This is a genomic window from Streptomyces sp. NPDC045287 (assembly GCF_056432325.1).
The window spans coordinates 193,704-204,800 of sequence record NZ_JBWKJG010000008.1; the positions used below are offsets into that span (position 1 = coordinate 193,704).

Sequence of the window (11,097 nt, forward strand, 5' to 3'; positions counted from 1 at the left end):
GTGAGGAACCGGGCGGCTGGGCCGGCGCGTGTCCGCCACCGTCACTGCCGCCCGCCCGTCTCACCGGTCGAAGTCGAGTTCGACCTCCGGTGTCATCGGGTGCGACTGGCACGCCAGTACGTAGCCGGCGTCCGTCTCTTCGGTCTCCAGCGCGTAGTTGCGGTCCATCCGCACCTCGCCCGAGACGAGGAAGGCCCGGCACGTACCGCAGACGCCGCCCTTGCAGGCGTACGGCGCGTCCGACCGGCCGCGCAGCACGGTCTCCAGCAGGGCCTCGCCCTCCCGCACCGGCCACGTCCCGGACCGGCCGTCCAGGGTCGCCGTCAGCGTGGCCGCCGGCGCCCCGCCCGAGGCCGGCCGGCGGACCGGCGACAAGCCGCCGTCCACGTGGAAGATCTCCTGGTGGACCCGGTCCCTCGGCACGCCGAGGCCCCGCAGCGCCCGCTCGGCACCCTGGACCAGCCCGAACGGCCCGCACAGGAACCAACCGTCCACGTCGTCCACCGCCAGCAGCGCCGGGAGGAGGCGGGACAGCCGCTCCTCGTCCAGCCGGCCGGACGGCAACCCGGTCTGCTGCTCCTCACGGGACAGCACCGTGACCAACTGGAAGCGGTCGGGGTAGCGGTCCTTCAGGTCGGCGACCTCGTCGAGGAACATCGTCGACGCGGCCGTGCGGTCGCTCCGTATGAGGCAGAAGCGGGCCCGCGGCTCCCGCGCCAGCAGCGTCGCCGCGATCGACAGCACGGGGGTGATGCCGCTGCCGCCGACGATCGCCGCGAAGTGCCCGGGCCGCGGCGGCAGGACGAACCTGCCCGTCGGCTCCATGACCTCCACCGTGTCCCCGACGGAGAGTTGCTTCAGGGCGTAGGTGGAGAACTCGCCGCCCTCGACGAGCCGGATGCCGACGCGCAGCACCGGGTCCTCTCCCGAACCGGCGGCGGGTGAGCAGATCGAGTACGTACGGCGGATCTCCTCATCGCCGGTGGAGGCCCGACGCATCGTCACGTGCTGGCCGGGGATGTGGCGGAACGCCTCCCGCAGCTCTGGCGGGACGGTGAAGGAGACGGCCACCGAATCGTCCGTGAGCCGCTCGACCCCGCTCACCCGGAGCGGATGGAACATCTACAACTCCTTGAAGTGGTCGAAGGGTTCGCGGCAGGAGGCGCAGCGACGCAGCGACTTGCACGCGGTCGAGGAGAACCTGCTCAGCAGCTCGGTGTCGGTCGAGCCGCAGTGCGGGCAGCGGATGGCGAGCGTGAGCGGCACGGGGCCGCCGGAATGCCACTGCGGCCGGGGCGGGGCTATGCCGAACTCGGCGAGCTTGCGCCGCCCCTCGTCGCTGATGTCGTCCGTGGACCAGGCGGGGGAGAGGACCGTGAGGACCGAGACCTCCACCATGCCTCGGTCGTGGAGGACCCGTTCGATGTCCGAGGTCATCGCCTCGATCGCCGGGCAGCCGGTGTACGTGGGGGTCAGCTCGACCTCGACCCTGCCGGGGCCGAGGACCCGCACGCCCCTCAGCACGCCCAACTCCTCCAGGGTGAGCACGGGCATCTCGGGATCGGGGACCGAACCGGCCAGGCGGCTCAGCTCCTCCTCGAGCGGCGTCATGGTCACCATGACGCCCCCGGGTGGCTGCGGTGCAGATGCTGCATCTCGGCGAGCATCCGCCCGAACGGCTCGGTGTGCACGCCCTGCCGTCCGGCGCCCGCGCTCCACGCCGTCGCCCGGGGCCCCTCGGGGAGGGGGAGGGTCGCCCGGTCCAGCACGGCGGAGACCGACGTCAGCCAGTCGGCCTCCAGCTCCCGCCAGTCGACGTCGACGCCCTCGACGGGCTGGAACAGCTCGCCGGTGAAGCGCCACAGCGCGGCACAGGCCGTCCGCATCCGGTCGTGGCTCTCGGGGGTGCCGTCACCGAGCCGGAGCGTCCACTGCTCGGCGTGGTCCTGGTGGTAGGCGACCTCCTTGACCGCCTTCGCGGCCAGGCCCCGCAGCGCCTCGTGGCCCTCGTCGCCCGGGCGCGCGTCGGTGGCCGCGAGCCGGCCGTACAGCAGGCGCTGGTAGGTGGAGAAGTACAGTTGGCGGGCGATGGTGTGGGCGAAGTCGCCGTTCGGCTGCTCGACGAGCTGGGCGTTGCGGAAGGCCCGCTCCTCCCGGAGGAAGGCCAGTTCGTCCTCGTCTGCGACGAGGGAGAGCAGGACGCGGGCCTGTCCGAGCAGGTCCAGCGCGATGTTGGCGAGGGCGACCTCCTCCTCCAGCACGGGCGCGTGGCCCGCCCACTCCCCCAGCCGGTGGGACAGCACCAGCGCGTCGTCGCCGAGGGCGAGGGCCGCGGTGTTCAGGGAGGTCGTCACAGGTGCTGCACCCCCTCGGGGATCTCGTAGAACGTCGGGTGCCGGTAGGGCTTGTCGGCGGACGGTTCGAAGAACGGGTCCTTCTCGTCCGGTGACGACGCGGTGATCGCGGTGGCGGGGACGACCCAGATGGAGACGCCCTCGCTGCGCCGGGTGTACAGGTCGCGGGCGTTGCGCAGGGCCATCTCGGCGTCCGGGGCGTGCAGGCTTCCCGCGTGCGTGTGGGACAGCCCGCGGCGCGAGCGGACGAACACCTCCCACAGCGGCCAGTCGCTGGTCGTCATGCCGTCGCCTCCCCGGTGTTCCCGGACTCGTCGCCCTTGTTCCGATCGCGCTGCTTCGCGGCGTACGCGGCCGCCGCCTCCCTGACCCAGGCTCCCTCTTCATGGGCGCGGCGGCGCTGGGTGATCCGCTGTTCGTTGCACGGACCGTTGCCCTTGAGGACCTCGCGGAACTCGGTCCAGTCGATCGCGCCGAAGTCGTAGTGGCCCCGCTCCTCGTTCCACCGGAGGTCGGGGTCGGGGAGGGTCAGGCCCAGGGACTCGGCCTGCGGGACGCAGATGTCGACGAAGCGCTGGCGCAGCTCGTCGTTGGAGTGGCGCTTGATCTTCCAGGCCATGGACTGCGCGGAGTGCGCCGATTCGTCGTCGGGCGGGCCGAACATCATCAGCGACGGCCACCACCAGCGGTTGACGGCGTCCTGCGCCATCTCGTGCTGCGCCGGCGTGCCCCGCGAGAGGGCGAGCAGCGCCTCGTACCCCTGGCGCTGGTGGAAGGACTCCTCCTTGCAGACCCGGATCATCGCGCGGGCGTACGGCCCGTAGGAGCAGCGGCACAGCGGCACCTGGTTGGTGATCGCGGCGCCGTCGACGAGCCAGCCGATCGCGCCGACGTCGGCCCAGGTCAGCGTGGGGTAGTTGAAGATCGACGAGTACTTCTGGCGGCCCGAGTGGAGCTTGTCCAGCAGCTCGTCCCGGCTGACGCCCAGGGTCTCGGCTGCGCTGTACAGGTACAGGCCGTGCCCCGCCTCGTCCTGGACCTTGGCCATCAGGATCGCCTTGCGGCGCAGGGAGGGCGCACGCGTGATCCAGTTCGCCTCGGGCTGCATGCCGATGATCTCGGAGTGGGCGTGTTGGGCGATCTGCCGGATCAGCGTGGTGCGGTACGCCTCCAGCATCCAGTCGCGCGGTTCGATGCGCTCGTCGGCGGCCACGGCGGCGTTGAACACCGCCTCGTACGCCTCCTGCGAGTCCGCCGTCACTGCCGTCATCGGGCCCCCTGCCGACCGATCGTTCGGTTGAATGACTTCAATGGTGAGTCGGCGGCCCGTATGGTGTCAACCCTGTGGAAAACCGGGGTGGAGAGACGCGGAACGGGGCGGGATGGAGTCGTACGACGAGCGGCGCGGACGCGCCGGGGGCGCTGTCGGCGGCGAAAGCCCTGATCACGCCGGGTTGGCGGCGCTCTCCCTGCCGTACCAGGTGGTGGGTGCCGTCGCCCTCGCGGTGATCGGTCTGGTCGCCTGCTTCCACGTGGGCGTGGTGTTCCTCCACGTCGCGCCGTCGAACACACTGACCAAACAGCACGGCGAAACCGTCGACGCCTGGGTCATGCCGGAGTTCGAGCAGAACTGGAAGCTCTTCGCGCCCAACCCGCTCCAGCAGAACATCGCGGTCCAGGTCCGCGCCGAGGTGGTCCGCGACGGCACCCGTCGGGTCACCCCGTGGATCGACCTGACCGCCGAGGACGCCGAGGCGATCCACGGCAACCCCTTCCCCAGCCACGTGCAGCAGAACGAGCTGCGCCGCGCCTGGGACTTCTACGCCAACCAGCACGGCGACGACGACCGGGCGAACAGTCTGCGCGCCGGCCTCTCCGAGCGCTACATACGCCGCATCGCCATGTCGCGGCTGGAGGACCACCGACTGGGCGGGAAGGTCGAGCGGATACAGATGCGCTCGTCGACCACGGGCGTCGCCGCCCCGCCGTGGAGCCGCGAGAAGACCGACACGCGGACGTACTACCGGCTCCTGCCCTGGTGGACCGTGACCGCCGCCGATCTGCCGGGCGGCGCGACGGGCGGACGCACAGCGGAGGAGGCCCGGTGAACCCGACCAGCACCTCCCGGCCCGCGGACCGCCGCGAGAGCCCCGACCGGCGCCTCGCCAGGGCCGTCCAGCGGCTCACGGGCACCGTCCTCGGCCCGTACCAGACCGCCGTCGTCCGGATCGGCTTCGCCGCGACCTGGCTGTTCTTCCTCCTCCGCGAGTTCCCCCATCGCCACGAGCTGTACGGGCCCGACAGCCCGTGGGGCTGGCACATGGCGCGGCAACTGATCGCGGACAACCACTCCTTCACCGTCCTGATGTGGACGGACTCCGCCCTGTGGTTCGAGGTCGTCTACGCGGTCGCCGTGCTGTCCAGCGCCCTGCTGCTGGTCGGCTGGCGCACCCGGGCCACGTCGGCGCTGTTCATGGTGGGCGTCCTCTCGCTGCAGAATCGCTCCGTCTTCATGGGTGACGGCGGTGACAACGTCATCCACCTCATGGCGATCTACCTCGTCCTCACCCGCTGCGGACGCGTCTGGTCGCTGGACGCGCGCCGCCGGGCCCGCCGCCCCGCCGGGGCGGGCTCCGACCCGACCGGGGTGGCGCTGTGGACGGTGCTGGGCCTCGGCCTCGTGGCGGTCCTGCTGTTCCGCGACAGGAGCGGCGAGCCGTGGATCGTCGTGCTGCTGGGGCTGCTGTGGCTCGCCCAGGGAGCGTGGTGGCTGGTGTGCCGCTTCGCCCCCGGCCAGCCGCGCGTCCTGCTCGACGTCCTCGCCAACCTGCTGCACAACGCCACCCTCGCGGTGATCATGGCCGAGGTGTGCCTGATCTACGCGACGGCCGGCTGGTACAAGATCCAGGGCTCGCGCTGGCAGGACGGCACCGCCCTGTACTACCCGCTGAAGCTGGACTACTTCAGCCCGTGGCCCGTCCTGTCCGACCTGCTGGCCGGCGCCAGCCTGGTGGTCATGGTCATCACCTACGGCACGGTGATCGTGCAGGTGGCCTTCCCGTTCACCCTCTTCAACCGCCGGGTCAAGAACGTGCTGCTCGCGGCGATGATGCTGGAGCACGCGGGGATCGCGCTGCTGCTCGGGCTGCCGTTCTTCTCCCTCGCCATGATCACCGCGGACGCCGTCTTCCTGCCGACGGCCTTCCTGTTGTGGCTGGAGGGCCGGGCCCGTCGCGCCGGGGGGCGGCTGCGCCCCGGCCGGGCGGCGGGGGCGGGGGAACGGGGCCCCGTACCGGACGTGCCGGCTCCCCGTACCCTCGTCGGGTGAGCAGCGAGACCCAGGCGGACACCCCCCTCCAGTACGACGACGGCTACGGCCCCGAGGTCGGCGTCGGGCCGCATCCCCTGCCCTGGCCGCGGGACGAGCGGTACGACCCCGAGCTGCTCGCCGGGGGCGACCGGCGCAACGTCGTCGACCGCTACCGGTACTGGACGCGCGAGGCGATCGTCGCCGACCTGGACACCCGCCGCCACGACTTCCACGTGGCGGTGGAGAACTGGGGCCACGACTTCAACATCGGGTCGGTCGTCCGGACCGCCAACGCCTTCCTGGCGAAGGAGGTCCACATCGTCGGGCGCCGCCGCTGGAACCGGCGCGGCGCGATGGTCACCGACCGGTACCAGCACGTGCGCCACCACCCCGACACCGAGTCGCTGACGGCCTGGGCCGCGGCGGAGGGCCTGCCGATCATCGGCATCGACAACCTGCCGGGCGCGGTGCCCCTGGAGCGCACCGAGCTGCCCCGCCGCTGCGTGCTGCTGTTCGGGCAGGAGGGGCCGGGCCTCACCGAGGAGGCCCGGAAGCACGCCCGGATGGTGTGCTCCATCGCCCAGTTCGGCTCGACCCGCTCCATCAACGCGGGAGCCGCCGCGGCGATCGCCATGCACGCCTGGATCCAGCGGTACGCCGAGATCGGTGGCTCCCCCGCCTGAGAGCGGGGTCCCGGCACCCGGACACGCCGGGCACCGGATCGTCCCGAGTGCCCGGTCACGCAGGGCGCCGGGTCACGCCGGGCTTCGGGTCACGCCGGGCGGCGGACCTCCACCACCCGGAAGCGGTTCGCCACGAAGGCACTGTCGCACAGGGCGGCGTTCGCGGCGGGGTTGCCGCCCGAACCGTGGAAGTCGGAGAACGCGGCGGTCTGGTTGACGTAGACGCCGCCCGTCAGGTTCAGCGAGAGCTGCGCCGACTCCTCCAGGCAGACCTCCTCGACCGCGCGCTCCACCTCCTGCGAGGTCGTGTATGCGCCGACCGCCATCGCGCCCTTCTCGCGGATCGTGTGCCGCAGCAGCTCCAGCGCACCGGCCGTGGAGTCCACGGCCACGGCGAACGAGACGGGGCCGAAGCACTCCGACATGTAGGCGGCCTCCGCGTCCGGCTTGGAGCCGTCCAGCTTGACCAGGAGCGGCGTGCGCACGACGGCGTCCGGGAAGTCCGGGTTGACGACCTCGCGGGACGGCAGGGCGACCTCGCCCAGTCCCGCGGCCGCTTCCAGGCGGGCCTTCACGTCGGGGTTGACCAGCGCGCCCAGCAGCCCGTTCGCCCTCGCGTCGTCGCCCAGCAGGCCCTCCACGGCGGCGGCGAGGTCGGTGACCACCTCGTCGTACGACTTCGGGCCGGCGTCGGTCGTGATGCCGTCGCGCGGGATCAGCAGGTTCTGCGGGGTCGTGCACATCTGGCCGCTGTACAGGGAGAGGGAGAAGGCCAGGTTGGCCAGCATCCCCCGGTAGTCGTCGGTGGAGTCCACGACGATCGTGTTGACGCCGGCCTTCTCCGTGTAGACCTGTGCCTGGCGGGCGTTGGCCTCCAGCCAGTCGCCGAACGCCGTCGAGCCCGTGTAGTCGATGATCCGGATCTCGGGGCGGACGGCCAGCGTCTTGGCGATGCCCTCGCCGGGGCGCTCGGCGGCCAGCGCCACCAGGTTCGGGTCGAAGCCCGCCTCGGCCAGTACGTCGCGCGCGATCCGCACGGTCAGGGCGAGCGGCAGGACCGCGCGCGGGTGCGGTTTGACCAGGACGGCGTTGCCGGTCGCCAGGGAGGCGAACAGGCCCGGGTAGCCGTTCCACGTCGGGAAGGTGTTGCAGCCGATCAGCAGGGCGATGCCGCGGCCGACCGGGGTGAACGTCTTGCGCAGCTCCAGCGGGCCCCGCTTGCCCTGCGGCTTGGACCACTCGGCCTCCCGCGGCGTCCGGACCTGCTCCTCGTACGCGTACGCCACCGCCTCCAGGCCGCGGTCCTGCGCGTGCGAGCCGCCCGCCTGGAACGCCATCACGAACGCCTGCCCGCTCGTGTGCATCACCGCGTGCGCGAACTCGTGCGTCCGGGCGCTGATGCGGGCCAGGATCTCCAGGCAGACCAGCGCGCGCGTCTCCGGGCCGGCGTCCCGCCAGGCGCCCAGGCCGGCGCGCATCGCCGGCAACAGCACGTCCACGTCCACGTGCGGGTACTCCACGCCGAGCGCCGGGCCGTACGGGGACACCTCCCCGCCCGTCCAGCCGTCCGTGCCCGGCTGGTCCAGGTCGAAGCGGGAGCCGAGGGTCGCCCGGTGGGCGGCGAGGCCGTCCTCGGCGCTCAGCGAGCCGTTCTCCCCGTACGCCTTCGGGTGCTCCGGGTGCGGCGACCAGTAGGCGCGCGTACGGATCGCCTCCAGGGCCTGGTCGAGCGTGGGCCGGTGCCTCTCGGACAGGTGGGCGGGGGTCAGCTGCGCGGCGGCCATGGCGGACCAACTCCTCGGTGAGCTGGGCAGGAACAGGCGGACAGAGCTAGAGTAACCGAACGATCGGTCGGGACAAGGGGGTCTCCCGAACCTGTGGACAACGCATCGGGGAGGATCACTGGCATGACCGACACTGAGGCCACCACACGGGCCGCCGGGACCGCCGTCGAACGCGATCGGACCGTCGCCGTCGTCGGGGCGGGGACCATGGGCCAGGGCATCGCACAGGTCGCGCTCGTCGCCGGCCACCGCGTACGCCTCCACGACGCCGCGCCCGGCCGTGCCGAGCAGGCCGCCGAGTCCCTCCTCGGGCGGCTGGACCGGCTGGTCGCCAAGGGGCGCCTCGCCCAGGAGGAGCGGGACGCGGCCGCCGCGCGCCTCCACCCGGCCGCCGACCTCGACGAGCTGGCCGACGCCGCGCTCGTGGTCGAGGCGGTCGTGGAGCGCCTCACGGTCAAGCAGGAGCTCTTCACCGCGCTGGAGAAGATCGTCGACGACGACTGCCTCCTCGCCACCAACACCTCCTCGCTCTCCGTCACCGCCATCGGCGGCGCGCTGCGCCTCCCCGGCCGCTTCGTCGGCATGCACTTCTTCAACCCGGCGCCGCTGCTGCCCCTCGTCGAGGTCGTCAGCGGCTTCGCGACGGACATCGCGTCCGCCACGCGCGCGTACGAGACCGCCCGCGCCTGGGGCAAGACCCCGGTCGCCTGCGCCGACACGCCGGGCTTCATCGTCAACCGCATCGCCCGCCCCTTCTACGCCGAGGCGTTCGCGGTCTACGAGGAGCAGGGCGCCGACCCGGCCACCATCGACGCCGTCCTGCGCGAGTCCGGCGGCTTCCGCATGGGGGCCTTCGAGCTGACCGACCTCATCGGCCAGGACGTCAACGAGGCGGTGACCACGTCGGTCTGGGAGGCGTTCTTCCAGGATCCCCGGTTCCGCCCCTCGCTCGCCCAGCGGCGCCTCGTCGAGGCCGGGATGCTCGGCCGCAAGACCGGCCGCGGCTGGTACGCGTACGACGACCGGGGCGTCCACCGTCCCGAGCCGCACACCGCCGAGCCTGCCGACCCGCCCGCGTACGTCGTCGTCGAGGGCGACCTCGCCCCCTTCGGTGAGCTGCTCGACATGATCCGGGAGGCCGGGATCCCCCTCCGCGAAGAGGAGGAGGACCGGGGCACGCGCCTCGAACTGCCCGGCGGGGGCCAGCTGGCACCGGCCGACGGCCAGACGTCCGTCGAGTTCCGCGACGTCGTCTACTTCGACCTCGCCCTCGACTACCGCGAGGCGACCCGCATCGCGCTGGCCGCCGGCCCGGACACGTCCCAGGAGACCCTCGACCAGGCGATCGGCCTCTTCCAGGCCCTGGGCAAGAAGGTCAGCGTCATCGGCGACGTGCCGGGCATGATCGTCGCCCGGACCGTGGCGCGGCTCATCGACCTCGCGCACGAGGCGGTCGCCAAGGGCGTCGCCACGGAGGAGGACGTCGACACCGCGATGCGGCTCGGCGTCAACTACCCGCTCGGGCCCTTCGAGTGGAGTCGCAAGATCGGCAGGAGCTGGGCGTACGGCATCCTGGAGGAGCTCCACCAGCGCGACCCCTCGGGACGCTACGCGCCCTCCCTGGCGCTCTACCGCCACTCCTACGCCGACGACGAGCGGGAGACCGGACGATGACGAGCACCAGGCGCGACACCTACACGCCCGAGACGCTCCTCTCGGTCGCCGTCCAGGTCTTCAACGAACGCGGCTACGACGGCACGTCCATGGAGCACCTCTCCAAGGCCGCCGGGATCTCCAAGTCCTCGATCTACCACCACGTCACGGGCAAGGAGGAACTGCTGCGGCGGGCGGTCAGCCGCGCCCTGGACGGGCTGTTCGCCGTCCTCGACGAGGGGCCCGCCACCCGCGGCCGGGCCGTCGAGCGGGTCGAGTACGTCACCCGGCGCACGGTCGAGGTGCTGGTCGACGAACTGCCGTACGTGACGCTGCTGCTGAGGGTGCGCGGCAACACGCGGACCGAGCGCTGGGCGCTGGAGCGGCGCCGCGAGTTCGACCACCGCGTCGCCGACCTGATGAAGGCGGCGGCGGCGGACGGGGACCTCCGCTCCGACATGGACATAAAGATCGCGACCCGGCTGCTGTTCGGCATGGTCAACTCGCTCGTCGAGTGGTACCGCCCGCAGCCCGGGGGCGGGGACGGCGCCGACCGCCGGCAGGTGGCGGACACGGTGGTCCGCCTGGCCTTCGACGGCCTGCGCACCGGGCACTGAGCCCTCCGCCTGCGCACCGGGCAGCCCTCCGCCGGGTGGCGCGGGACCCGGTCCCGGTGGCGCGGGTCCCGGCGGTGGCCCGCGCCCCGGCCTTCCCCGCCCGCGTCGTCGGCGCCCCGGCCCGCGCCGCCGGTCGGCGTCCCCTCACACCCCGGTCGCCGGTCTCCGCACCCCACCCGCCGCCCCGTCGGCCGCGAACTTGCGGTGGACGTCCGTCTCCTCGAACACCAGCAGCGTGCGCGTGGACAGCACCTCCGGGATCGCCTGGAGCTTGGTCAGGACCAGCTCGCGCAGGCTGCGGTTGTCCGGCGTGTGCACCAGCAGCAGCACGTCGAAGTCCCCGCTCACCAGGGCGATGTGCGCCGCGCCCGGCAGCGCCTGGAGCTGCTCGCGGACCGTGCGCCACGAATTCTGCACGATCTTGAGCGTGATGTACGCGGACGCGCCCTGCCCCGCCCGCTCGTGGTTGACGCGCGCGCTGAAGCCGCGGATCACCCCGTCGTCGATGAGCCGGTTGATCCGCGCGTACGCGTTCGCCCGCGACACGTGGACCCGCTCGGCCACCGACCGTACCGACGCCCGCCCATCCGTTTGGAGGATCCGCAGGATGTCGCGGTCGATGGCGTCGAGCGGGCGCGGCGGCGGAGTGCGGTCACCGCCCTGCGGCGCCTGCTCCCAACCGTCGGCCATTCGTTC

At 72.5% G+C, this 11,097-nt stretch carries 12 protein-coding genes; 5 read left to right on the top strand and 7 right to left on the bottom strand.

Annotation, left to right across the window (positions count from 1 at the left end; genetic code table 11):
* Positions 1–60: 60 nt before the first annotated feature.
* Genes AC07D6_RS15915 through paaA form a run of 5 tightly spaced genes read right to left on the bottom strand, consistent with a single transcriptional unit; the run spans position 61 to position 3,624 of the window.
* On the bottom strand, positions 61–1,122 hold the full coding sequence (locus tag AC07D6_RS15915) for a 2Fe-2S iron-sulfur cluster-binding protein (protein ID WP_479044798.1): 1,062 nt from the start codon (positions 1,120–1,122) through the stop codon (positions 61–63).
* A complete protein-coding gene (paaD, locus tag AC07D6_RS15920; RefSeq protein WP_315877039.1) occupies positions 1,123–1,620 on the bottom strand; it encodes a 1,2-phenylacetyl-CoA epoxidase subunit PaaD in 498 nt (165 codons plus the stop codon).
* On the bottom strand, positions 1,614–2,354 hold the full coding sequence (gene paaC, locus AC07D6_RS15925) for a 1,2-phenylacetyl-CoA epoxidase subunit PaaC (RefSeq protein WP_315877040.1): 741 nt from the start codon (positions 2,352–2,354) through the stop codon (positions 1,614–1,616). Before paaC ends, paaD begins: the two co-directional genes overlap by 7 nt.
* Positions 2,351–2,638, bottom strand: a complete 288-nt coding sequence (gene paaB, locus AC07D6_RS15930) for a 1,2-phenylacetyl-CoA epoxidase subunit PaaB (RefSeq protein ID WP_255138154.1) — start codon at positions 2,636–2,638, stop codon at positions 2,351–2,353. Before paaB ends, paaC begins: the two co-directional genes overlap by 4 nt.
* On the bottom strand, positions 2,635–3,624 hold the full coding sequence (paaA, locus tag AC07D6_RS15935; protein ID WP_479044802.1) for a 1,2-phenylacetyl-CoA epoxidase subunit PaaA: 990 nt from the start codon (positions 3,622–3,624) through the stop codon (positions 2,635–2,637). Before paaA ends, paaB begins: the two co-directional genes overlap by 4 nt.
* Positions 3,625–3,736: 112 nt before the next feature.
* Here paaA and AC07D6_RS15940 point away from each other — a divergent pair, with 112 nt between their 5' ends.
* The 3 genes from AC07D6_RS15940 to AC07D6_RS15950 are packed head-to-tail and all read left to right on the top strand — an operon-like array spanning position 3,737 to position 6,347.
* Positions 3,737–4,462 carry a DUF5819 family protein gene (locus tag AC07D6_RS15940; RefSeq protein WP_479044804.1) on the top strand — a complete coding sequence of 242 codons (726 nt, stop codon included), beginning with the start codon at positions 3,737–3,739 and terminating at the stop codon, positions 4,460–4,462.
* Positions 4,459–5,682, top strand: coding sequence for an HTTM domain-containing protein (locus tag AC07D6_RS15945; protein ID WP_479044806.1), 1,224 nt, complete (start codon positions 4,459–4,461; stop codon positions 5,680–5,682). Before AC07D6_RS15940 ends, AC07D6_RS15945 begins: the two co-directional genes overlap by 4 nt.
* Entirely contained in the window at positions 5,679–6,347 is a 669-nt protein-coding gene (locus AC07D6_RS15950) for a TrmH family RNA methyltransferase (protein WP_315877044.1), read from the top strand. Before AC07D6_RS15945 ends, AC07D6_RS15950 begins: the two co-directional genes overlap by 4 nt.
* Before the next feature lie 89 nt (positions 6,348–6,436).
* On the opposite strand, the gene paaN is transcribed toward AC07D6_RS15950, so the two are convergent.
* Positions 6,437–8,131 carry a phenylacetic acid degradation protein PaaN gene (gene paaN, locus AC07D6_RS15955; RefSeq protein WP_479044809.1) on the bottom strand — a complete coding sequence of 565 codons (1,695 nt, stop codon included), beginning with the start codon at positions 8,129–8,131 and terminating at the stop codon, positions 6,437–6,439.
* Between the two features lie 123 nt (positions 8,132–8,254).
* On the opposite strand from paaN, the gene AC07D6_RS15960 reads away from it, so the two are divergent.
* Together AC07D6_RS15960 and AC07D6_RS15965 are read left to right on the top strand one after the other, a co-directional pair.
* Positions 8,255–9,805, top strand: a complete 1,551-nt coding sequence (locus tag AC07D6_RS15960; RefSeq protein ID WP_479044811.1) for a 3-hydroxyacyl-CoA dehydrogenase — start codon at positions 8,255–8,257, stop codon at positions 9,803–9,805.
* Complete coding sequence (locus tag AC07D6_RS15965) at positions 9,802–10,401, top strand: TetR/AcrR family transcriptional regulator (RefSeq protein WP_315877047.1); 600 nt, start codon at positions 9,802–9,804, stop codon at positions 10,399–10,401. Before AC07D6_RS15960 ends, AC07D6_RS15965 begins: the two co-directional genes overlap by 4 nt.
* 144 nt (positions 10,402–10,545) lie before the next feature.
* Here AC07D6_RS15965 and AC07D6_RS15970 read toward each other — a convergent pair whose 3' ends face one another.
* Positions 10,546–11,091 carry an Lrp/AsnC family transcriptional regulator gene (locus AC07D6_RS15970; protein ID WP_315877074.1) on the bottom strand — a complete coding sequence of 182 codons (546 nt, stop codon included), beginning with the start codon at positions 11,089–11,091 and terminating at the stop codon, positions 10,546–10,548.
* Positions 11,092–11,097: the final 6 nt, after the last annotated feature.